The organism is Klebsiella sp. D-Nf1 (assembly GCF_002810515.1).
Classification (GTDB): Bacteria; Pseudomonadota; Gammaproteobacteria; order Enterobacterales; family Enterobacteriaceae; genus Klebsiella; species Klebsiella variicola.
Genome location: NZ_PIOK01000005.1, coordinates 251,158 through 274,213 on the forward strand (window position 1 = coordinate 251,158; position 23,056 = coordinate 274,213).

General features: G+C 58.1%; 21 protein-coding genes. 13 read left to right on the forward strand and 8 right to left on the reverse strand.

The annotated features are described in order from the left end of the window. Window positions 1-61: 61 nt before the first annotated feature. Both CWM54_RS20120 and avtA read left to right on the forward strand, forming a co-directional pair. Entirely contained in the window at window positions 62-2,095 is a 2,034-nt protein-coding gene (locus CWM54_RS20120; RefSeq protein ID WP_100698246.1) for an alpha-amylase, read from the forward strand. 168 nt (window positions 2,096-2,263) lie between these two features. Continuing rightward, window positions 2,264-3,520, forward strand: coding sequence for a valine--pyruvate transaminase (avtA, locus tag CWM54_RS20125; RefSeq protein ID WP_025714093.1), 1,257 nt, complete (start codon window positions 2,264-2,266; stop codon window positions 3,518-3,520). Between the two features lie 42 nt (window positions 3,521-3,562). On the opposite strand, the gene CWM54_RS20130 is transcribed toward avtA, so the two are convergent. Continuing rightward, a complete protein-coding gene (locus tag CWM54_RS20130) occupies window positions 3,563-4,048 on the reverse strand; it encodes a 4Fe-4S dicluster domain-containing protein (RefSeq protein WP_100680955.1) in 486 nt (161 codons plus the stop codon). A gap of 109 nt (window positions 4,049-4,157) precedes the next feature. Then, the gene (yiaJ, locus tag CWM54_RS20135) at window positions 4,158-4,985 is read right to left on the reverse strand and encodes an IclR family transcriptional regulator YiaJ (protein WP_012540327.1); all 828 of its coding nucleotides are present in this window, start codon (window positions 4,983-4,985) and stop codon (window positions 4,158-4,160) included. Window positions 4,986-5,201: 216 nt separating this feature from the next. Here yiaJ and yiaK point away from each other — a divergent pair, with 216 nt between their 5' ends. From yiaK to araD, 8 genes are all read left to right on the forward strand, one after another. Beyond that, on the forward strand, window positions 5,202-6,200 hold the full coding sequence (gene yiaK / locus CWM54_RS20140; protein ID WP_100680956.1) for a 3-dehydro-L-gulonate 2-dehydrogenase: 999 nt from the start codon (window positions 5,202-5,204) through the stop codon (window positions 6,198-6,200). An 11-nt stretch (window positions 6,201-6,211) separates the two neighbouring features. Further along, a complete protein-coding gene (locus tag CWM54_RS20145) occupies window positions 6,212-6,676 on the forward strand; it encodes a YhcH/YjgK/YiaL family protein (RefSeq protein ID WP_100680957.1) in 465 nt (154 codons plus the stop codon). 24 nt (window positions 6,677-6,700) lie between these two features. Then, window positions 6,701-7,630: a DUF4862 family protein gene (locus CWM54_RS20150; RefSeq protein WP_061152983.1), complete on the forward strand. Its 930-nt coding sequence runs from the start codon at window positions 6,701-6,703 to the stop codon at window positions 7,628-7,630. A gap of 36 nt (window positions 7,631-7,666) precedes the next feature. After that, a complete protein-coding gene (locus CWM54_RS20155; protein WP_039102638.1) occupies window positions 7,667-8,986 on the forward strand; it encodes an MFS transporter in 1,320 nt (439 codons plus the stop codon). Between the two features lie 78 nt (window positions 8,987-9,064). Beyond that, entirely contained in the window at window positions 9,065-10,570 is a 1,506-nt protein-coding gene (locus tag CWM54_RS20160; protein ID WP_100698248.1) for an FGGY-family carbohydrate kinase, read from the forward strand. After that, complete coding sequence (gene ulaD / locus CWM54_RS20165; RefSeq protein WP_100698250.1) at window positions 10,567-11,229, forward strand: 3-keto-L-gulonate-6-phosphate decarboxylase UlaD; 663 nt, start codon at window positions 10,567-10,569, stop codon at window positions 11,227-11,229. The genes CWM54_RS20160 and ulaD overlap by 4 nt, the downstream gene beginning before the upstream one ends. After that, entirely contained in the window at window positions 11,222-12,082 is an 861-nt protein-coding gene (locus CWM54_RS20170; RefSeq protein ID WP_100680960.1) for an L-ribulose-5-phosphate 3-epimerase, read from the forward strand. Before ulaD ends, CWM54_RS20170 begins: the two co-directional genes overlap by 8 nt. Further along, window positions 12,076-12,774, forward strand: a complete 699-nt coding sequence (gene araD / locus CWM54_RS20175) for an L-ribulose-5-phosphate 4-epimerase (RefSeq protein ID WP_100680961.1) — start codon at window positions 12,076-12,078, stop codon at window positions 12,772-12,774. The genes CWM54_RS20170 and araD overlap by 7 nt, the downstream gene beginning before the upstream one ends. Before the next feature lie 51 nt (window positions 12,775-12,825). Here araD and selB read toward each other — a convergent pair whose 3' ends face one another. The 5 genes from selB to CWM54_RS20200 all read right to left on the reverse strand — a co-directional run bounded on the left by selB (window position 12,826) and on the right by CWM54_RS20200 (window position 18,381). After that, window positions 12,826-14,667 carry a selenocysteine-specific translation elongation factor gene (gene selB / locus CWM54_RS20180; protein WP_100680962.1) on the reverse strand — a complete coding sequence of 614 codons (1,842 nt, stop codon included), beginning with the start codon at window positions 14,665-14,667 and terminating at the stop codon, window positions 12,826-12,828. Next, window positions 14,664-16,052, reverse strand: coding sequence for an L-seryl-tRNA(Sec) selenium transferase (gene selA / locus CWM54_RS20185; protein ID WP_100680963.1), 1,389 nt, complete (start codon window positions 16,050-16,052; stop codon window positions 14,664-14,666). The genes selB and selA overlap by 4 nt, the downstream gene beginning before the upstream one ends. A 105-nt stretch (window positions 16,053-16,157) precedes the next feature. Continuing rightward, complete coding sequence (locus CWM54_RS20190) at window positions 16,158-16,766, reverse strand: glutathione S-transferase (protein ID WP_100698252.1); 609 nt, start codon at window positions 16,764-16,766, stop codon at window positions 16,158-16,160. A gap of 106 nt (window positions 16,767-16,872) precedes the next feature. Then, window positions 16,873-18,009 carry an HlyD family secretion protein gene (locus CWM54_RS20195; protein ID WP_061152976.1) on the reverse strand — a complete coding sequence of 379 codons (1,137 nt, stop codon included), beginning with the start codon at window positions 18,007-18,009 and terminating at the stop codon, window positions 16,873-16,875. Window positions 18,010-18,012: 3 nt separating this feature from the next. Further along, on the reverse strand, window positions 18,013-18,381 hold the full coding sequence (locus CWM54_RS20200) for a DUF3302 domain-containing protein (RefSeq protein WP_004152044.1): 369 nt from the start codon (window positions 18,379-18,381) through the stop codon (window positions 18,013-18,015). A 538-nt stretch (window positions 18,382-18,919) separates the two neighbouring features. On the opposite strand from CWM54_RS20200, the gene mtlA reads away from it, so the two are divergent. The 3 genes from mtlA (at window position 18,920) to mtlR (ending at window position 22,674) form a co-directional block, all read left to right on the forward strand. Continuing rightward, window positions 18,920-20,827: a PTS mannitol transporter subunit IICBA gene (mtlA, locus tag CWM54_RS20205; protein WP_061152975.1), complete on the forward strand. Its 1,908-nt coding sequence runs from the start codon at window positions 18,920-18,922 to the stop codon at window positions 20,825-20,827. 102 nt (window positions 20,828-20,929) lie between these two features. After that, entirely contained in the window at window positions 20,930-22,078 is a 1,149-nt protein-coding gene (gene mtlD / locus CWM54_RS20210) for a mannitol-1-phosphate 5-dehydrogenase (protein WP_061152974.1), read from the forward strand. Next, on the forward strand, window positions 22,078-22,674 hold the full coding sequence (mtlR, locus tag CWM54_RS20215) for a mannitol operon repressor MtlR (protein WP_002922401.1): 597 nt from the start codon (window positions 22,078-22,080) through the stop codon (window positions 22,672-22,674). Before mtlD ends, mtlR begins: the two co-directional genes overlap by 1 nt. Here mtlR and CWM54_RS20220 read toward each other — a convergent pair. Then, window positions 22,663-22,887: a hypothetical protein gene (locus tag CWM54_RS20220; RefSeq protein WP_012540317.1), complete on the reverse strand. Its 225-nt coding sequence runs from the start codon at window positions 22,885-22,887 to the stop codon at window positions 22,663-22,665. The genes mtlR and CWM54_RS20220 overlap by 12 nt on opposite strands. Window positions 22,888-23,056 lie beyond the last annotated feature (169 nt).

Consider the following 23,056-nt stretch of genomic DNA (forward strand, 5'->3'; position numbering starts at 1 on the left):
GAGGAGTTCACCCGTGCGGCAACAAGGCACACTAGATAAAAACCGCTCACAGGATCCCGCAATGAAACTCGCTGCGCTTGCCACGTTATTCGTGCCTGGGATGGCCTTTGCCGCCTGGACTACCACCGACTTCCCTGCCTTTACCGAAGAAGGGACGGGCCGATTCATCAGCCAGAAAGTGGTTGAGAAGGGTACACGTCCTCTGCAGCTAAATTTTGACCAGCAGTGCTGGCAGCCTTCCGGCGGCATTAAGCTCAACCAGATGCTGTCCATGGAGCCCTGCCGTGGCACCCCGCCGCAATGGCGCATCTTCCGCCAGGGGTTGTATACCCTGGAGGTGGATACCCGCTCCGGCACACCGACAATGATGATTTCGCTGGAGGAAAAAGAGGCCAGCGCCGCCGCGCCGCAGATCCGTCAGTGTCCGAAGTGGGATGGAAAACCGCTGACCATCGACGTCAGCAAAACCTTCGCCGAGGGCAGCAAGGTCCGCGATTTCTACAGCGGCAATGTCGCGACCGTCAGCGGCGGCAAAATCACCCTGCAGCCCGCCTTCGGCAGCAATGGCCTGCTGCTGCTCGAGCGTGCCGAGACCGCCGCCCCGGCGCCGTTTGACTGGCACAATGCCACTGTCTACTTCGTCCTGACCGATCGCTTTGTAAACGGCAACCCGGCCAACGACAACAGCTATGGCCGTCATAAAGACGGCATGCAGGAGATCGGCACCTTCCACGGCGGCGACCTGCAGGGATTAACCAGCAAGCTGGATTATCTGCAGCAGATGGGGGTTAACGCCCTGTGGATCAGCTCCCCGCTTGAGCAGATCCACGGCTGGGTCGGCGGCGGCACGAAGGGCGATTTTCCTCATTACGCCTACCACGGCTATTACACCCAGGACTGGTCGAAACTGGACGCCAACATGGGGACCGAAGCGGATCTCCGCCGGCTGGTGGATGAAGCGCATAAGCGCGGCATACGCATCCTGTTTGACGTAGTGATGAACCATACCGGTTACGCCACCCTGGCCGACATGCAGGAGTTCCAGTTCGGCGCCCTGTATCTGCAAGGCGATGAGCTGAAAAAAACCCTCGGCGAGCGCTGGACGGACTGGAAACCGGGCGCGGGCCAGACCTGGCATAGCTTTAACGACTACATCAACTTCAGCGACAAAGCCGGCTGGGAGAAATGGTGGGGCAAGAAGTGGATCCGCACCGATATCGGCGATTATGACAACCCAGGCTATGACGATCTCACCATGTCGCTGGCCTTCCTGCCGGACCTGAAAACCGAATCGAAGGAAGCCTCAGGCCTGCCGAACTTCTATAGCCATAAACCAGACACCGCGGCGAAGGCGATCCCGGGCTATACGCCGCGCGACTACCTGACCCACTGGCTGAGCCAGTGGGTACGCGACTACGGCATCGATGGCTTCCGCGTCGATACCGCCAAACATGTGGAGATGGACGCCTGGCAGCAGTTAAAAACCCAGGCCACCGCCGCGCTGGCGGAGTGGAAGAAAGCCAATCCGGATAAAGCGCTGGATGCGGCGCCGTTCTGGATGACCGGTGAAGCCTGGGGACATGGGGTGATGCAGAGCGATTATTATCGCCACGGTTTTGATGCGATGATCAATTTCGACTACCAGGACCAGGCGGCGAAAGCGGCTACCTGTATGGCCAATATTGACCTCACCTGGCAGCAAATGGCCGACAAGCTGCAGAGCTTTAACGTCCTGAGTTACCTCTCCTCGCACGATACGCGCCTGTTCCGCGAAGGCGGCACCACCGCGGCGGAGCTGTTGCTGCTGGCCCCTGGCGCCGTGCAGATTTTCTATGGTGACGAATCATCACGTCCGTTCGGCCCCACCGGCTCGGACCCGCTGCAGGGCACCCGTTCGGAGATGAACTGGCAGGATGTTAATGGCAAGGCGGCCCGCAGCGTCACTCACTGGCAGAAGATCGGTCAGTTCCGCGCTCGCCATCCGGCTATCGGCATGGGCAGACAGACAACGCTGTCGATGCCGCGTGGTTACGGGTTCGCGCGTGAGAGCGGTGAAGACAAAGTGATGGTCATCTGGGCCGGACAGCAGCAGTAATCCACAGGTGGCTCTCCGCCCTGGCGGGGAGCCAATCAGAACAAAACGCTAACAAAATAGCAATTTACAGGATAAAGATAAAAAGCCGCCTCCTCCCGCCGATTTGCACCACGCTAGCGCTGGCGTTATGGTTAGCCACTTTCCAGAACCACCGATAGACTATTCGCGATGACATTTTCCCTTTTCGGCGACAAATTCACCCGTCATTCAGGCATCACCCGCTTGATGGAAGACCTTAATGACGGTCTGCGCACGCCGGGCGCTATTATGCTGGGCGGCGGCAACCCCGCTCAGATCCCGGAAATGAATGACTACTTCCAGCAGCTGCTGTCCGACATGCTGGATAATGGCAAAGCCCTTGATGCGCTTTGTAATTATGATGGTCCGCAGGGCAAAAGTGAGCTACTGAACCTGCTGGCGAACATGCTGCGCGACGAGCTGGGCTGGGAGATCGAACCACAGAATATTGCGCTAACAAACGGCAGTCAGAGCGCATTTTTCTACTTATTTAATCTGTTTGCAGGCCGTCGGGCAGATGGCACCACGCGTAAGGTACTGTTCCCACTGACGCCGGAATATATCGGTTACGCCGATGCCGGTCTGGAAGAGGATCTGTTCGTTGCCACCCGGCCGAACATCGAACTGCTGCCGGAAGGCCAGTTTAAGTACCATGTTGATTTTGAACATCTGCAGGTGACGGAAGAGACCGGGATGATCTGCGTCTCGCGCCCCACCAACCCGACTGGCAACGTCATCACTGATGAAGAGCTGATCAAACTGGATGCGCTGGCGAATCAGCACGGGGTCCCGCTGGTGATTGATAACGCCTACGGCGTGCCATTCCCGGGCATTATCTTTAGCGACGCCCGACCGCTGTGGAATCCAAACATCGTGCTGTGTATGAGCCTGTCCAAACTGGGCCTGCCGGGCAGCCGCTGCGGGATTATCATCGCCAACGAGAAAATCATCACCGCCATCAGCAACATGAACGGCATTATCAGCCTCGCCCCTGGCGGCATCGGGCCGGCAATGATGTGCGAAATGATTAAACGACAGGATCTGCTGCGTCTGTCAGAGACGGTGATCAAGCCCTTCTATTACCAGCGGGTGCAGGAAACCATCGCCATTATTCGCCGATATCTGCCGGAGGAGCGCTGCCTGATCCACAAACCGGAGGGGGCCATTTTCCTCTGGCTGTGGTTTAAGGACCTGCCGGTCTCCACCGAGCTGCTGTATCAGCGGCTGAAAAAGCGCGGCGTGCTGATGGTGCCGGGGGATTACTTCTTCCCGGGTCTGGATAAGCCGTGGCCGCACACCCACCAGTGCATGCGCATGAACTATGTGCCAGACCCGCAAAAAATTGAGGCCGGGGTGAAAATTCTCGCCGAAGAGATTGAATTCGCCTGGCGCGAACAGGAAGCATAGTCTTTGACGCCGCGGGCGGGTAACGCCCGTCAGCGACCCCACTCACGCCAGCGCCAGCCGCTGGCGTTTTTGCGCGCATAGCGCTTCCAGCTCCGCGGGAACCATGACCCGCAGCGCCTGCGTCGGGCAGGCGGCCACGCAGGCCGGTCCTTCGGCGCGATGATGGCATAAATCGCATTTCAGCGCCCGCGCCTGCTGATTCACTACCGTAACGGTCATCGCGCCGTACGGGCAGGCCACCATGCAACTTTTGCAGCCGATGCAGCGCCGCTGGTCGACCCACCAGACGTCATTGTCGCGCTGAATCGCCCCTTGCGGGCAAACGCTGGCGCAGGGAGCATCCTCGCATTGCCGGCACGCCGTCGCCGTCGATATGTCACCGCTTTTCACTACCCGGATACGCGGCGCGAAATGGTTCGTCGACAGGGCGGCGACATCCTGCGCCTGCTGGTGCGCCACCGCACAAGCCACTTCACAGGTACGACAGCCAATGCACCGCTGGGCATTGGCAATAAGAAACTGGTTCATCCTCTGCTCCCTGGGGATAAAAACGCAGCGTGCCAGAATATCCCCTGCCCGCGCTTTGATCCTGAATGGAATCAGCGCTGTTTTTTGTCAGATGGCCTGCAGGATGTGGTCATTTGCCTGACGCTTCACGCACCGTGAAACCCAGTTCACGCGAGATCGCCTCCGCGGTCTCACGCAGCGGTTTTAACAAGTTCTTTTCGCCTATCTGCTTGAGGCGCGACGTCGACAGGGAAATAGAGATGGCGTAGGGCACGCGCTGGTGAATATCAAAAACCGGCACCGCCAGACAGGACACCCCCAGCTCATTCTCTTCCCGATCCATGGCCATGTTACGTTCACGGATCTGCGCCAGCTCATCATGCATGGCCGGTAAGCCGGTGATGGTGTTGCGGGTCAGCGGCTGAATAACATCCTGATGAGTATTCCAGTAATGCTCAACATAATCAGGATGGCCGAACGCCATGTAAATCTTCCCCATCGCGGAACAGTAGAGCGGCATATGCTGGCCAATGTAAGCACGGGTACGCAGCATTCCGGTTGTCGGCTCGAGCTTGTAAATCAGGATCGCATGATCGTCTTCCCGACTGGAAAAGTTCACCGTCTCGCCCGTCGCCAGATTAAGCGTTTCAAGATGGGGGGCCGCCACATGAATGATATTCAGCGAGGACAGCGCCTTCTGTCCGACCGCGATGAACTTGGTGGTGAGCCGATAGCTACCCGCCGCCGGCGCTGGCGTGACATACCCGCAGGACTGCAAGCCCTGCAGCAATCGATGGACCGTGCTTTTATTCAGCCCCGCCAGCTCTGACAGATGCGCCAGCGGGCAACCGTTTGGATAGTTGCTCAGGATTTCAATCAACATCAGTCCACGGAACAGGCTCTGACTTCCCGCCGGCCTCTCTTTGTCTTGCCCTGTCTCGCTCTCTTTCATCACCATCGCTTCCGCTCCCCTTTCGTTGCGTTCTGATGGTAGCGCAAAGTGTGTGTCAGTTCACGATCTGAGATCAAAAAACATAACCAATTGATTTTTATTGTTTTTAAAAAACACCCCTGCCGTTGATCTGACAAATTTTGATCGTTATATTTGAAATCAGATTTCGCATTGTGAAATTTAATGATAAAAAAGCGATCAAAACTCACCAGGGAAACACGTATGAAAGTAACTTTTTCGCAGTTAAAAGAGGCCTTCAATCAGGTACTGCTTAAACGCGGCGTGGCGGCGGAAACCGCCGATGCCTGCGCGGACATGTTCGCCCGCACCACGGAATCCGGCGTCTATTCACACGGCGTGAACCGCTTTCCCCGCTTTATCCAGCAACTGGACAATGGCGATATCATCCCTGAAGCCAAACCGCAGCGTATTACCAGCCTCGGCGCGATTGAGCAGTGGGACGCCCGGCGGTCCATCGGCAACCTGACGGCAAAAAAGATGATGGACCGGGCCATTGAGCTGGCATCCGATCACGGCATTGGGCTGGTGGCGCTGCGGAACGCCAACCACTGGATGCGCGGGGGGAGCTACGGCTGGCAGGCGGCGGAAAAAGGCTACATCGGCATCTGCTGGACCAACTCCATCGCCGTGATGCCGCCGTGGGGCGCCAAAGAGTGCCGTATCGGTACCAACCCGCTGATCGTCGCCATTCCTTCCACACCAATCACCATGGTGGATATGTCGATGTCGATGTTCTCCTACGGCATGCTGGAGGTGAACCGCCTGGCGGGCCGTGAACTGCCGGTAGACGGCGGATTCGACGATGAGGGCAATCTGACCAAAGAACCGGGCGTCATCGAGAAAAATCGCCGCATTTTGCCCATGGGCTACTGGAAAGGATCCGGCCTGTCGATCGTGCTGGATATGATCGCTACCCTGCTTTCTAATGGATCTTCTGTTGCCGAAGTGACCCAGGAAAACAGCGATGAATATGGCGTTTCGCAGATTTTCATCGCCATTGAGGTCGATAAGCTTATCGACGGCGCAACCCGCGATGCCAAGCTGCAACGGATTATGGATTTCATCACCACCGCCGAACGGGCCGATGAAAACGTGGCCGTCCGTTTACCCGGCCATGAGTTTACCCGCCTGCTGGAAGAGAATCGTCGCGACGGTATCACCGTCGATGACAGCGTCTGGGCGAAAATTCAGGCGCTGTAAGGAGTTAAGCCATGATCTTTGGACATATCACGCAGCCTAATCCGTGTCGGTTGCCTGCGGCAATTGAGCGAGCCCTGGATTTCCTGCGCAGCACCGATTTCAGCAAACTGGTCCCCGGCGTCGTGGAGATCGACGGCAAAAATATCTTCGCGCAGATTATCGACTTAACCACTCGCGAAGTTGCCGAAAATCGCCCGGAAGTGCATCGCCGCTATCTGGATATCCAATTTCTGGCCTGGGGCGAAGAGAAAATAGGTTTCGCTATTGATAACGGTAATAACGCCATTAGCGAATCGCTATTAGCACAGCGCGATATTATTTTCTTTCACGGTTGCGAACATGAATCGTTCCTTGAAATGATCCCGGGAAGCTACGTCATATTTTTCCCACAGGATGTTCATCGCCCCGGATGCCATAAGTCGGTCGCCACGCCGATCAGAAAAATCGTGGTTAAAGTGGCCATCGACGCTTTATAAAAGCATTATATTCAGGAGCACATTATGAAAAATAATACCGGTTATATTATCGGTGCGTATCCCTGTGCACCCTCTTTTCACCAGAAAAGTGAAGACGAAGAAAAAGCATTCTGGCGGCAACTGGCCGACACCCCGGATATTCGGGGGCTGGAGCAGCCCTGTCTTGAACATCTCCACCCACTGGGCGATGAGTGGTTATTGCGCCATACTCCTGCCGACTGGCAAATCGTCGTCACGGCGATTATGGAAACCATGCGCCGCCGCGGAGGTCACGGCGGCTTTGGGCTGGCGTCCAGCGACGAAGAACAACGTAAAGCCTGCGTGGCGTACTATCGCCACCTTTACCAGAAAATCAACACGATCAATGCGGCAAACGCCGGGAAAATCGTGGCGCTTGAACTCCATGCCGCCCCTTGCGCCAGCAACCCTAACGTCGCCCAGGCTACCGACGCCTTTGCCCGTTCGCTGAAGGAAGTCGCCAGCTGGGACTGGTCGTGCGACCTGGTGCTGGAACATTGCGATGCGATGACCGGCCCCGCGCCGCGCAAGGGATTTCTGCCTTTAGATAATGTGCTGGAAACCCTTGCCGGTTATGAGATCAGCGTTGGCATTAACTGGGCACGCTCTGCCATTGAAGGCCAGGACACCACCCTGCCGCTAGCCCATACCCGGCAGGCCAGCCAGGCCGGTAAGCTTGGCGCACTGATGTTCTCCGGTACCACGCAACATGGCGAATACGGTGAATGGCAGGATTTACACGCACCGTTCTCCCCCTTCTGTGCAGAAAGTTTAATGACCCACACACATGTGCGTGAATTATTAGCCTGTACTGACAGCAAGCCCTTGCAATTTCTCGGTATTAAATTACTGGAAATTAATCCTGATGCGGACGTCAATCATCGCATAGCGATATTACGCGACGGCATTACTGCCTTAAATAAAGCACAACAATAATAAAAAACAGAACACTTACTCTACGAGGCTACAACTATGAATATGACCTCTCGACCAGGACTAAAAGATATCCCTCGTCAGCGTTGGCTGCGAATTATTCCACCCATTCTGATCGCCTGTATTATCTCTTATATGGATCGCGTCAATATCGCCTTTGCGATGCCGGGCGGCATGGATGCAGAACTGGGTATTTCCGCCACCATGGCGGGACTGGCAGGTGGTATTTTCTTTATTGGTTATCTGTTCTTACAGGTTCCCGGCGGCAAAATTGCCGTTCACGGAAGCGGCAAGAAGTTTATTGGCTGGTCGCTGGTCGCCTGGGCGGTGATCTCCGTCCTGACGGGATTAATCACCAACCAGTATCAGCTGCTGGTGCTGCGCTTCCTGCTGGGGGTAGCAGAAGGCGGTATGCTCCCGGTGGTGCTGACCATGATCAGCAACTGGTTCCCGGACGCCGAACGCGGGCGCGCTAACGCCATTGTCATTATGTTTGTCCCCATCGCCGGGATTATCACCGCCCCGCTTTCGGGATGGATCATCACCGTACTCGACTGGCGCTGGCTGTTCATTATCGAAGGTTTGCTCTCAGTGGCCGTTCTGTTGCTCTGGGCCTATACCGTCTATGACCGCCCACAGGAAGCGCGCTGGATCTCTGATGCCGAGAAGCACTATCTGGTGGAAACGCTGGCCGCAGAACAAAAGGCGATTGCCGGAACCGAGGTGAAAAACGCTTCGCTCAGCGCAGTGCTTTCCGATAAAACCATGTGGCAGCTTATCGCGCTGAACTTCTTCTATCAGACCGGGATTTACGGCTACACCTTGTGGCTGCCCACCATCCTCAAAGAGCTGACCCACAGCAGCATGGGCCAGGTCGGGGTGCTCGCCATTCTGCCCTACGTCGGCGCCATTGCCGGGATGTTCCTGTTCTCTTCCCTCTCTGACCGTACCGGCAAACGCAAACTGTTCGTCTGCCTGCCGCTGATTGGCTTTGCCCTGTGCATGTTCCTGTCGGTGGCGCTGAAGAATCAGATCTGGCTGTCCTACGCCGCGCTGGTCGGCTGCGGGTTCTTCCTGCAATCGGCGGCTGGCGTGTTCTGGACCATTCCGGCACGGCTGTTCAGCGCTGAAATGGCCGGCGGCGCGCGCGGGGTTATCAACGCCCTCGGTAACCTCGGCGGCTTCTGCGGTCCCTACGCGGTGGGCGTACTGATCACTCTCTACAGCAAAGACGCGGGGGTGTATTGCCTGGCTATCTCCTTGGCTCTGGCCGCGCTGATGGCTGTGCTGCTGCCGGCGAAATGCGATGCCGGCGCCACGCCCGTCAATACAGTGAACTCGCGGAAGCACGCCGCCTAAAAAATCGCCAGGCCTGTGGGTCATCTTCCCGCAGGCCGGCTAAGCGCAGCGCCATCCGGCAACATTGAGAGATAAAAAATGAGTGAGAAAGCACGCTTCTGGCTGGGCATTGATTGCGGTGGTACCTATCTGAAAGCCGGATTATATGACGCGCAAGGCCGTGAACATGGCATTAACCGACAATCACTGCAGACGCTGTCGCCTTTGCCAGGTTATGCCGAACGCGACATGGACCAGCTCTGGCAGCAGTGCGCCGCCACCATCGCCGGGCTGTTACGACGTACCGGTATCTGCGGTGAACAAATTAAAGGCGTGGGCATCTCCGCGCAGGGCAAGGGGCTGTTCCTGCTTGATAAACAGGATCGCCCGCTGGGCCATGCCATGCTCTCTTCCGACCGCCGGGCGCTGGCGATCGTCCAGCGCTGGCAACAGGATGGGATCCCGGAAAAGCTCTATCCCGTCACCCGCCAGACCCTATGGACCGGACATCCCGCCTCGCTGCTGCGCTGGGTGAAAGAACATGAACCACAGCGCTACGCGCAAATTGGCTGCGTGATGATGGGCCATGACTATCTGCGCTGGCGCCTGACCGGCGTGAAAGGGTGCGAAGAGAGCAACATCTCTGAATCCAATCTCTACAACATGACCAGCGGCCAGTACGACCCGCGTCTGACCCAATGGTTGGGCATCAGCGAAATTGACGGTGCGCTGCCGCCCCTCGTTGGTTCTGCAGAAAAAGGCGGGGAGATCACCGCTCAGGCAGCCGCCATCACCGGTCTGGCGGCGGGAACCCCCGTCGTCGGCGGTCTGTTTGATGTGGTCTCCACCGCACTCTGCGCCGGTATCGAAGATGAATTCACGCTCAACGCGGTGATGGGCACCTGGGCCGTCACTAGCGGGATCACCCGCGGCCTGCGCGACCATGAAGCGCACCCTTACGTCTACGGCCGCTACGTCAACGACGGGCAGTACATTGTTCACGAAGCCAGCCCCACCTCGTCGGGCAACCTCGAATGGTTCACCGCCCAGTGGGGCGAACTCTCTTTTGACGATATCAATCAGGCCGTCGCCGGCCTGCCAAAGGCCGGTAGCGACCTCTTTTTTCTGCCGTTTCTCTACGGCAGCAACGCCGGGCTGGAGATGACCTGCGGCTTCTATGGCATGCAGGCGCTCCACACCCGCGCGCATCTGCTGCAGGCGGTCTATGAGGGCGTGGTGTTCAGCCACATGACCCACCTCAACCGCATGCGCGAGCGCTTTACCCACGTGCAGGCCCTGCGCGTCACCGGCGGCCCGGCGCACTCCGACGTCTGGATGCAGATGCTGGCGGACGTCAGCGGCCTGCGCGTCGAGCTGCCGCAGGTAGAGGAGACCGGCTGCTTTGGCGCCGCGCTCGCCGCCCGGGTCGGCACTGGCGTTTATCGCGATTTCAACGATGCCTGCCGCCACCTTCAGCACCCGGTGCGCACGCTGCTGCCTGACATGGCCGCCCACGCGCGCTACCAGCAAAAATATTGCCATTACCAACATTTGATTGAAGCACTACAGGGCTACCACGCCCGTATTAAGGAGCATGCATTATGAGCCGACCATTACTGCAACTGGCGCTCGACCATACCAGCCTTGAAGCGGCCAGCCGCGATGTCACCCTGCTACAGGACCACGTCGATATCGTTGAAGCCGGCACCATCCTCTGCTTAACAGAAGGCCTTAGCGCGGTGAAAGCCCTGCGCGCCCAGTGTCCGGATAAAATCATCGTCGCCGACTGGAAGGTTGCCGATGCGGGAGAAACGCTGGCTCAGCAGGCCTTTGCCGCTGGCGCCAACTGGATGACCATCATCTGCGCCGCGCCCCTCGCCACGGTGGAAAAGGGCCACGCCGTCGCGCAAAGCTGCGGCGGTGAAATACAGATGGAGTTGTTTGGCAACTGGACGCTGGATGACGCTCGCGCCTGGTACCGCACCGGCGTCCGCCAGGCGATTTACCATCGCGGCCGCGACGCCCAGGCCAGCGGACAACAGTGGAGTGACGTCGATCTGGCGCGGATGAAAGCGCTCTCAGATATCGGCCTTCAGCTGTCGATCACCGGCGGCATCACCCCGGCCGATCTGCCGTTGTTCAAAGATATTCAGGTGAAAGCGTTTATTGCCGGACGCGCGCTAGCCGGAGCAACGCAACCGGCGCAGGTCGCCGCGGCGTTCCATGCGCAGATCGACGCTATCTGGGGAGATAAGCATGCGTAACCATCCGTTAGGGATCTATGAGAAAGCACTGGCGAAAGATCTCAGCTGGCCGGAACGGCTGGTGCTGGCGAAAAGCTGCGGTTTCGATTTCGTCGAGATGTCGGTGGATGAGACCGACGAGCGGCTGTCGCGTCTCGACTGGAGCGCAACACAGCGCGCCTCGCTGGTCACCGCTATGCTGGAAACCGGCGTGGCGGTCCCGTCGATGTGCCTCTCCGCGCATCGCCGTTTCCCTTTTGGCAGCCGCGATGCGGCCGTGCGCCAGCAGGCACGAGAGATCATGACCAAAGCCATCCGTCTGGCGCGCGATCTCGGCATCCGCACCATTCAGCTGGCAGGGTATGACGTCTATTACGAAGCGCATGATGAAGGTACCCAACAGCGCTTTGCCGAAGGGCTGGCGTGGGCAGTGGAACAGGCCGCAGCGGCGCAGGTGATGCTGGCGGTGGAGATCATGGATACCGCTTTTATGAACTCCATCAGCAAATGGAAAAAGTGGGATGAGATGCTCGCCTCGCCGTGGTTCTCGGTCTACCCGGACGTGGGCAACCTTAGCGCCTGGGGAAACGACGTCACCGCCGAGCTGAAGCTGGGTATCGATCGCATCGCCGCCATTCATTTAAAAGATACCCAGCCGGTGACCGCGCAGAGCCCCGGTCAGTTCCGCGACGTACCGTTTGGCGAAGGCTGTGTGGATTTCGTCGGCATCTTCAAAACACTGCATGAGCTGAACTATCGCGGCGCATTTCTGATTGAGATGTGGACGGAAAAAGCCAAAGAGCCGGTACTGGAAATTATTCAGGCCCGACGCTGGATAGAAGCGCGGATGCAGGAAGGAGGATTCGCATGTTAGAACAGCTCAAAGCCGACGTGCTGGCGGCCAATCTGGCGCTCCCGGCACACCAGCTGGTGACGTTTACCTGGGGCAACGTCAGCGCGGTCGATGAAACACGCACGCTGATGGTGATCAAACCTTCCGGCGTGGAATACGACGTGATGACCGCCGAGGATATGGTGGTGGTCGAGATCGCCAGCGGCAAAGTAGTGGCCGGCGGCAAAAAGCCTTCATCGGACACGCCGACCCATCTGGCACTCTATCGCCGTTATCCGCAGATCGGCGGGATCGTGCATACCCACTCCCGCCACGCGACGATCTGGTCACAGGCGGGTCTCGATCTGCCCGCCTGGGGCACCACCCACGCCGACTACTTCTATGGCGCGATCCCCTGTACCCGCCTGATGACCGAAGAGGAAATTAACGGAGAATATGAGTATCAGACCGGCGAAGTGATTATTCAGACCTTTGAAGAACGACGCCTCGATCCGGCACAGGTTCCGGCGGTACTTGTCCATTCACACGGTCCGTTCGCCTGGGGAAAAGACGCCGCAGACGCCGTACATAACGCCGTGGTGCTTGAGGAGTGCGCGTATATGGGGCTGTTCTCGCGCCAGCTCTCGCCTCAGTTGCCGGAGATGCAGACGGTATTGCTGGATAAACACTATTTGCGCAAGCACGGCGCGAACGCCTATTACGGGCAAAACTGACGCCAACCGCCTCTCTTCCCCGGCAGGACGCCGGGGAGCTGGCGCTAATGATTACAGAAACAACGCCTTATCGCGCAGGATATGATCGTTACCGCGACGGCGGGTGAAGCCAATCCGATCAAAATACTCCAGGATCTGGATCGCCAGCTTCCGCCCGACGTTTAAGGTATCGCGGAAATCCGCGGCGCAGGTGGATCCGCGCAGCTGATCCAGCTCGCGCACCCGCTGGGCGAACTGCACAATGCGATCGTTGCGGTAGTAACGATCCTTGACGATCGCGGTAATCATCCCCTGCTGCGCCGCCTGGCGCAGCACCGCGCGCATCAGGGACTCTTCAACATGGACTTCGCGCGCAAGATCGCGCACCCACCAGGGGTCATCGCCGAACAGGGTTTCCACCTTCTGCCAGACCGCCTGCTGCTCGTCGGTAAACCCGGCTTTATGCTCCGGCAAATGCAGCCAGCCGTGATGGCTGTGGACTATGCCGCTCTCGCGCATCTGCTCAATCAGCAGCAGCACCAGCGCTTCATCTTCCATCGGCAGCGCGATGCGACGCAGGCGCTCCCGGCCCGGCCCGGGCTCATCGCGATGCTGCTCATGGTAACGCGCCAGAGCATCCAGCAATTTTCGCTGCCAGCGGGCGGCAAGCGGGGCACTGAGCAGGCGCTGTCCGGCCTGCAGATAGTCTGGTCGCTGGATCATGGCGGCCATTCCGGCTTCGCTGAGCTGCCGCGCCCAGGCGAAGCGCTCAAGCCGGACGGCATCCCGCTGCAGATGCAGCTCAAGCGCCTGCGCATCGTCAGCGCCGACCGCCGCCAGAGCGTGCAGCCACTGCAGATATTCCGGTTTACGTTTGCCGCGGCGCGGGGGATCCAGCGTCACCACCCGTGCGCCGGCCAGCGTCAAGCGAGCAGAGATATCGCGGAGCACCAGCCGGTCGTTATCCGCCAGCCACAGCGGGGTATCCAGCACCAGCTCCGCCAGGTTGTCCTCAAGGAGCGACACCCGGCCGGTAATGTGGCTGGCAGCGTGGTGAATATGCAGCGGCTGCCACTGGCTGAGCGGCGTATGGCACTGCAGCTCGACAATCACCCGTTCAGCAGGCTCCGGCGGCGGTGAGGACAACAGCCAGTCGCCGCGGTGCAATGCCTCTTTCTGTGCATCGCCGACAATATTCAGCGCAATGCGCTGCCCGGCGTGCGCCTGCTCAACCGCTTGATTCTGGGCATGCAGACCACGCACGCGCATCGGCGTATTCACGCCGGTAAGCCACAGAGTATCCCCGACCCGTACTTCGCCGGAGAGCGCCGTCCCGGTGACCACCAGCCCCGCGCCTTTGACGGTAAAAGCACGGTCCAGCGCCAGGCGAAACCGCTGCTGCTGCGGGTGGGGGCGCTCCGCAAGCTGCAGCAGATGGCTGCGCAGTTCGGCAATACCGATGTTTTCCGCCGCCGCGGTGGGAAAGAAAGCGACGGCGTCAAAGCCCAGCTCGCGCAGAGTCTGCTCGACCTCCGCCTGCACCTCCGCCACCCTGTCGGCCGCTACGCGGTCCGTTTTGGTCAGCGCCACGGTCAGCGTCGGCTTTCCGGTCAGTTGCAGGATCGCCAGGTGTTCGCGAGTTTGCGCCATCACCCCGTCATCGCAGGCCACCACCAGCAGCGCATGGTCAATACCCCCCACCCCCGCCAGCATGTTGGACAAAAACTTTTCGTGCCCGGGAACGTCAATAAATCCCAGCACCCGCCCGTCCGGCTGCGGCCAGTAGGCATAGCCGAGATCGATCGTCATTCCCCGCGCTTTCTCTTCCGGCAGACGATCGGCATTCACGCCGGTTATCGCCTGCAGCAGCGTCGTTTTGCCGTGGTCAACATGTCCAGCGGTGGCAATAATCATCGTAACAACATCTCCATAAACCGGGTTTCATCTTCCAGACAGCGCAGGTCCAGCCAGAGCCGACCGTCATCAATGCGGCCAATCACCGGGAACGGCAGTGCGCGCCAGCGGGCCGCCAGTGCCTCCAGCCGGCTGCCGCGGCCGTCATGTGGGGTAAAGGTCAACGCCGCGCTGGGCAGGCGGTCAACGGGTAACGAACCGCTGCCAATCTGCGACTGGCAGGCTGCCACGCTGACGGCAAAATCAGCATAGTGTGCCGCCAGGTCAGGCTGCAGGCGTTCAGCCAGCCGACGGATCTCTTCCGCCGGACGGGTGAGCAAGCGCAGCGTCGGTAATCTCTCCGTCAGCACCTCCGGGTGCTGATAGAGGCGCAGCGTGGCTTCCAGCGCCGCGAGGGTCATTTTATCCGCGCGCAGGGCCCGCTTCAGCGGATGGCTTTGCAGCCGGGCAATCAGCGCGCGTTTGCCGACGATAATTCCGGCCTGCGGGCCGCCGAGCAGCTTGTCGCCAGAGAAACTAACCAGGCTCACCCCGGCGGCGATCATCTCCTGCGGCATCGGCTCCTTCGGCAGGCCATACTGGCTGAGATCCACCAGCGACCCGCTGCCCAGGTCGGCCACCACCGGGACGTCCAGTTCGCGGCCAATGGCCGCCAGCTCCGCCTCGTCGACGGCTTTGGTAAAGCCCTCAATACTGTAGTTGCTGGTGTGGACCTTCATCAGCAGCGCGGTATTGTCATTCACTGCCTGGCGATAGTCTTTGGCATGGGTGCGGTTGGTGGTACCCACTTCGTGCAGCTGACAACCCGCCTGGCGCATCACGTCGGGAATGCGAAATGCCCCGCCGATCTCCACCAGTTCGCCGCGGGAGACCACCACTTCGCGGCCGCTGGCGGTGGCCGCCAGCATCAACAGAACGGCCGCCGCGTTGTTGTTCACGATACAGGCATCTTCCGCGCCGGTGATCTGGCACAGCAGATCGGCAATGGCGCGATCGCGATGGCCGCGCCCGGCGTCGTCGAGATCATATTCGAGCGTCACCGGCGCGCGCATCGCGCTGGCAACCGCCTCCACGGCCGACTCCGCCTGAATGGCGCGCCCGAGATTGGTATGCAACACCGTACCAGTGAGATTAAACACCGGACGCAGAGCGCTCTGCTGGCCGGCGGTGAGCCGCTGCGCGCAGGCGTTCAGCCAGTCATGGCTCCAGTCAGGAAGCGTCTGCCGTTGGCTAATCTGTTCCCGCGCCTCATCCAGCATCTGGCGCAGCTGCGCCACCACCTGCGAATGGCCGTGCTGCGCCAGCAAGGGAGAAAAAGTGGGGTCGCGTAGTAAGCGGTCAATGGCCGGAAGCCGGGTATAAAGCGCACGAATATCGGTAGTCATGAATGGGCCTGGCGGTAAGTTATTTTCCCCCCTCCCGACGGGAGAGGGAGTCAACAATCAGTGGCGATTGTAACGCCTCCCTGCGCAAACTGTTACCTGCCTGGGTCAAGTCCGCGGCGGTTCGGTACGCGCAAAGCTGGCGCGCTGGAACAGCGCATCCACCAGCTTCACCAGCTGGGGCCGGGTGGCGCACCAGCCGGGCGCTACCCGGCGAAAGTTCAGATAAGCAATGGCGCAGGCCGTGGAAATGGTCGCCAGATTGACCTCGTCGCCGCGCAGCGTTCCGTCTGCCGCGCAGGCTTCCAGCCTGTCGAGGCCACGAGCCACTTTCTCCCGCTGGCGGAGCAGCTCTTGTTCTGACTGCTGCGCGCCAGGGCGGGTTTTTTCGCGCACCAGCGCCTGGGCGGCCTCCATGACCCCATCCGCCAGCGCTTCAAGCTGACGCATCCTGAGAGCGGCTCTGGGGTCGGTGGGGATCATCGGCGGCGCCACGCCCAGCAGCTCCAGATACTGGGCGATGACCGGGGAGTCAAACCAGCACTCACCGTCGTCCGTCACCAGCGCCGGTACTTTGCCCAGCGGATTATAGCGCGCCACACCGTTGCTTTCGCTGTAGGGGGATTCGTTGACAAACTCAAAAGGGATGCGCTTTTCCAGCAGGATCACGGAGATTTTGCGCACAAAGGGACTGGTGTAGCTGCCGATCAGTTTCATAGCCTGCTCCTTATCGCCAACAAATTATCGCCAACAAAGATATGAGTATGGCTCAGGGCGGGGCAAAAGGCAGGTGAGCATCCCGCTCAACCTGCCGCCGATCGCATTAATGATCGAGATAGAGGTAGTGCATCCAGCTGGTCATGCGCAGCAGCACTTTACGCATCACCGAGACGTGGGTGAAATGGTCGGAGTAGACTGCCACCTGCGCGTAGATGCCATCGGGTAGCGCATCAATTTCGGCATTGGGGTCGAGCTCAATGGTCGCCAGCACGCCATCACTGCCCGGCGTCACGGTCAGCGACTGCAACGCCCCTTGCGCCTGATAACTTCCCCCCGGCACCACCGGTAAAATGCTCACCAGTTTGCCGTGGAACACCTGCCCGGGCAGAGCATTAAACACCGCTTCCGCATCGTCTCCTTTCTCCAGCCTTAACAGGGAGTTTTGCCTAAACTGGGCGACGATCAGCCGTTTTTGCTCCGGGATAAATACCATTACCGGGCGCAGCGGCAGCGAGGCGGCATAGGTCCCCGGGCGGATCAGCACCTGGGTGATATACCCATCGCTGGGCGCCCGCACAGTGGTCTGGTCAAGATTGTATTTCGCCTCCGCCAGTTGGGCGCGCAGGCTAACCACTTGCGACTGCTCGCCATTGATCATGCTGTCCAGCTGGCTCTGGATCTGCGCCTGCTCCGCTACCGACGCCTTGACCAGCGCATCCTGGGCAAGATAATTCTGCCTGGCGTTATCAATGTCGCTTTCCGAGAACGGGTTCACCCGCGCCTGGCTCCCTTTCAGGTAGCGCTGATAGTCCTTGTATAAGCGATCGCGCTCCGCCGACACGCGGGTGGTGTTGGCCTGGGCTTCAGAGAGCTGCGCCTTGAGGGTGTTAATACTGTGCAGCGCCGTCACCAGGTCGGCCTGCAGGCGGTCGACCCGCGCCTGATAGCGCGCTGGGTCAATAGTAAAAAGCACCTCGCCCTTTTTGACGCGCTGATTCGCTTTGTCGGTGACGCTGTCAACCACTCCGGTAACCTGCGGCGTAATAGGAATAGATATCACTGCCTTTTGCGCCAGAAAGGTGTACGGGTGGTTATAGTTCATTAATAAAATAAGCGCGCTAACAATAAATACCCCCCCCAGCGCCGCGGTAGGTACCGTCCATTTATTTACCGGTATTTTGAAGATTTTAAATATCGACCAGGCGATGGCCACGTAGGTCAAAATTATCAACAGATCCATAGATTATTTCTCCGCCGCAGAGGTGGACTGTGGCCGCTGGATGGCCGCCACCTGGTGTTCAAGGTCGCTCAGTCGTTGGCGAAGCTGTTGTATATCCGTCTCTTTTTCAGGTTCGTCAGGGGCCGTATTCGCCTTATGCTGCATGCCCCAGCCGCGCTCAGGCTGGTACAGCGTGGCCCAAATCCATAAAAACGGCCAGATGACGTGGAGAGTAAAAAGACTGACCCATCCGGCGACATGAATAGCATCGGAATGAGGGTGGTTGCGTTTTTTGGCGATCAAATAAGGAATATCGTGAATAATGATAATTCCATAAAAAATGACCAGAAAAACGAAGATCAGAACGCCCAGCGCAAAATAATTGAGAAACATAATTCCCTCGGCTTTACGCTAATAATTTATATGAATTTTATTCACGACCCACTGACATTCGGGCCGCTATTTTGAGCATAATTCACGCCTTTCATTTTTGCCATCCGGCGTAAAAAAGTTATTCGGCAGTTAAGGTTGCTTAGTTACAGAGTCATCCCGACGTGGAAGCAAAACCGGGCCGAGATCACAGCGGCGAAAATCCCCCGCGAAATTCTTTGTGATCAAAATCACAAACAAACAACAAAACCACGAAACAAAATTGTGACAAATATCACACAAAAAGGCAGATCAGCGGCTAAAAAGGCGCTGTGTTGTTTTTTTACACAGGCGTTATGTGATCAACATCACTACAAAAACCGCTTTGCCCCCTATATTCATGTGATCCGTATCACACAAAAGGGCGCTAGCTGGACAGCTTAACGATTCAGTGCCAGATTTCGCACTATCAATCAGGGTCCGGCTACCTCTGCCGCCACATTAACAACAAACCTCGGGCTTTTAGCCTGCGCGATACGCAAAACAGAAGAAGGGGTGTTTTATGTCATCCGATATCAAGATCAAGGTGCAAAGCTTTGGTCGTTTCCTCAGCAATATGGTGATGCCGAATATCGGCGCGTTTATCGCGTGGGGTATCATCACCGCGCTTTTCATTCCGACAGGGTGGTTGCCAAACGAAACGCTGGCGAAGCTGGTCGGTCCGATGATCACCTACCTGCTGCCGCTGCTGATCGGTTACACCGGCGGTAAATTAGTCGGCGGCGAACGTGGTGGCGTGGTCGGGGCGATCACCACCATGGGCGTTATCGTCGGCGCGGATATGCCGATGTTCCTCGGCTCAATGATTGCCGGCCCGCTGGGCGGCTACTGCATCAAGAAGTTCGATAACTGGGTAGACGGTAAGATCAAATCCGGTTTTGAAATGCTGGTGAATAACTTCTCCGCTGGCATCATCGGGATGATCCTTGCCATCCTGGCCTTCCTCGGCATCGGCCCGGCGGTTGAAGTTCTGTCGAAAATTCTGGCGGCTGGCGTTAACTTTATGGTGGCGCACGACATGCTGCCGCTGGCGTCTATCTTCGTGGAACCGGCAAAAATCCTGTTCCTCAATAACGCCATCAACCACGGTATCTTCTCGCCGCTGGGTATTCAGCAGTCCCACGAGCTGGGTAAATCCATCTTCTTCCTGATTGAAGCTAACCCGGGTCCGGGGATGGGCGTTCTGCTGGCGTACATGTTCTTTGGCCGCGGCAGCGCAAAACAGTCTGCAGGCGGGGCGGCTATCATCCACTTCCTGGGGGGTATCCATGAAATCTACTTCCCGTACGTGCTGATGAACCCGCGTCTGATCCTGGCCGTTATCCTCGGCGGGATGACCGGTGTCTTCACCCTGACCATCCTCAACGGCGGTCTGGTCTCTCCGGCTTCCCCGGGCTCTATCCTGGCAGTGCTGGCGATGACGCCGAAAGGCGCCTACTTCGCTAACATCGCCGCGATTATCGCAGCGATGGCGGTCTCCTTCGTGGTCTCTGCGGTTCTGCTGAAGACCAGCAAGGTAAAAGAAGAAGACGATATCGAAGCCGCGACGCGTCGTATGCACGACATGAAAGCGGAATCCAAAGGCGGTAGCCCGCTGGCGGCCGGTAATGTGACCAACGACCTGAGCCATGTGCGTAAAATCATCGTCGCTTGCGACGCCGGGATGGGCTCCAGCGCCATGGGTGCCGGGGTACTGCGCAAGAAAGTGCAGGATGCCGGACTGAGCAACATCTCGGTCACCAACAGCGCAATCAATAACCTGCCGCCGGATGTTGACCTGGTCATTACCCACCGCGACCTGACCGAGCGCGCCATGCGCCAGGTACCGCAGGCGCAGCATATTTCGCTGACCAACTTCCTCGACAGCGGTCTGTACACCAGCCTGACCGAGCGTCTGGTCGCGGCCCAGCGTCACATCGACAACGAAGTCAAAGTCACCGATAGCCTGAAAGACAGCTTTGATGATGGCGACAAAAATCTGTTCCAGCTGGGCGCGGATAACATCTTCCTCGGTCGCAAAGCGGCCACCAAAGAAGAAGCCATTCGCTTCGCCGGCGAGCAGTTGGTGAAAGGGGGCTACGTCGAGCCGGAATATGTGCAGGCGATGCTGGACCGCGAAAAACTGACCTCAACCTATCTCGGCGAGTCCATCGCGGTACCGCACGGCACCATCGAAGCGAAAGACCGGGTGCTGAAAACCGGCGTCGTCTTCTGCCAGTACCCGGAAGGCGTGCGCTTTGGGGAAGATGAAGACGATGTCGCCCGTCTGGTCATCGGCATCGCGGCCCGCAACAACGAGCATATTCAGGTTATCACCAGCCTGACTAACGCCCTGGATGACGAAACCGTGATTGAGCGCCTGGCGAAAACCACCAGCGTCGACGAAGTTCTGGCACTGTTGAATAAATAACCAAAGCGGTCCATTCCCTCTCCCTTTGGGAGAGGGTTTGGGTGAGGGGAAAAGCCTCACCCCAGCCCTCTCAGGTAAAAACATTAATTGAAGGTTAATACTATGAAAGCATTACATTTTGGCGCAGGTAATATCGGACGTGGCTTTATCGGTAAATTGCTGGCCGACGCGGGCATCGAACTGACGTTCGCCGATGTCAATCAGACCGTACTTGATGCCCTGAATGCCCGTCATAGCTATCAGGTTCACGTCGTCGGTGAGAATGAGCAGGTGGATACTGTCTCCGGCGTCAATGCCGTCAGCAGCATCGGCGATGAGGTTGTGGACCTGATCGCTGAGGTGGATCTGGTCACCACCGCCGTCGGTCCCGTCGTACTTGAGCGCATCGCCCCGGCCATCGCCAAAGGGCTGGCGAAGCGCAAAGCGCAGGGCACCGAACGCCCGCTGAACATTATCGCCTGCGAAAATATGGTGCGCGGCACCACGCAGTTAAAAGGCCACGTATTTAACGCGCTGGCCGAAGAAGATAAAGCGTGGGTTGAAACCCATATCGGCTTTGTCGACTCTGCCGTTGACCGTATTGTGCCGCCATCGGCTTCCGCCACCCATGACCCGCTGGAAGTCACCGTGGAAACCTTCAGCGAGTGGATTGTCGATGAGACCCAGTTCAAGGGCGCGCTGCCGACTATCCCGGGAATGGAATTAACTGATAACCTGATGGCATTTGTCGAACGCAAGCTCTTCACCTTGAACACCGGGCATGCTATAACCGCCTACCTCGGAAAACTGGCGGGCCACCAGACGATTCGCGACGCGATCCTCGACGAGAAAATTCGTGCCGTCGTGCAGGGCGCGATGGAAGAGAGCGGCGCGGTGCTGATCAAACGTTACGCCTTTGACCCGCAGAAACACGCGGCTTATATCCAGAAAATTCTTGGACGTTTCGAGAACCCGTACCTGAAAGACGATGTCGAGCGCGTTGGCCGTCAGCCGCTGCGCAAACTGAGTGCTGGCGACCGTTTAATTAAGCCGCTGCTGGGTACACTGGAATACGGTCTGCCGCACCGCAACCTGGTAAAAGGGATTGCGGCGGCGATGCATTTCCGTAGCGAAGACGATCCGCAGGCGCAGGAGCTGGCGGCACTGATCGCCGACAAGGGGCCGCAGGCCGCGCTGGCGCAGATTTCCGGCCTGGATGCCGCAAGTGATGTCGTCGCGGAGGCCGTTAACGACTACAACGCGGAAAAATGATGCACAACCTGGCGCGACCAACGTCGCGCCCATTACGACTCCTGTCAGATATGCAGGCAATGATGGAAGAAACACAAGCATTTGAAAACCGTGTGCTTGAGCGTCTGAATGCTGGCAAAACCGTACGAAGCTTCCTGATCGCCACCGTCGAGCTGTTAACGGAAGCGGTCAATATTCTGGTGCTTCAGGTGTTCCGTAAAGACGACTACGCGGTGAAATACGCCGTCGAGCCCTTGCTGGAGGGCAGCGGGCCGCTCGGCGATCTCTCTGTACGCCTGAAGCTGATTTATGGCCTTGGGGTGATAAGTCGTGCCGAATATGAAGACGCCGAACTGCTGATGGCCCTGCGCGAAGAGCTTAACCACGACGGCAATGAGTACAGCTTTACCGACGACGAAATTATCGGTCCGTTCGGCGAGCTGCACTGCGTCGCCGCCCTGCCGCCAACGCCGCAGTTTGATGACAGCGATGCCGAACTGCTGGCAATGCAGAAGCTGCGTTACCAGCAGATGGTGCGCTCAACAATGGTGTTGTCCCTGACTGAGCTGATTTCGCGAATCAGCTTAAAAAAAGCCTTCCAGAAATCAACGCTCTGATTCCGGCTCCGTCTGGTCGCAGGTCGGCCGGTAAAGCTGACGATAATATTCCAGACGCTGCAGAAACAACGCTTCCTTATCCTGGGGAATATCTCGGGGTATATGCTGCAGACGCGGAGATTTTTTCAAATACTCCATAAACGCCTGACTGGAAGCCATAAAATCAACCGCTTTATCGATTAAACGTGGTACGCCGTCGCCGATCTTTGCCATCACGTCCTCCTTTTGGGAATAATCTTAATAAGCATTAGTCAAATCACCGGCGCGGGTTAAGGAAAACGTGCTTATCCGCCGACAGGCTTCACAGAAATGAAATTAGACCAGGTGTTAGGCAGAATATTAATAAAATTCAAATTATTAGCTAGTATGAGTATCCCATTCT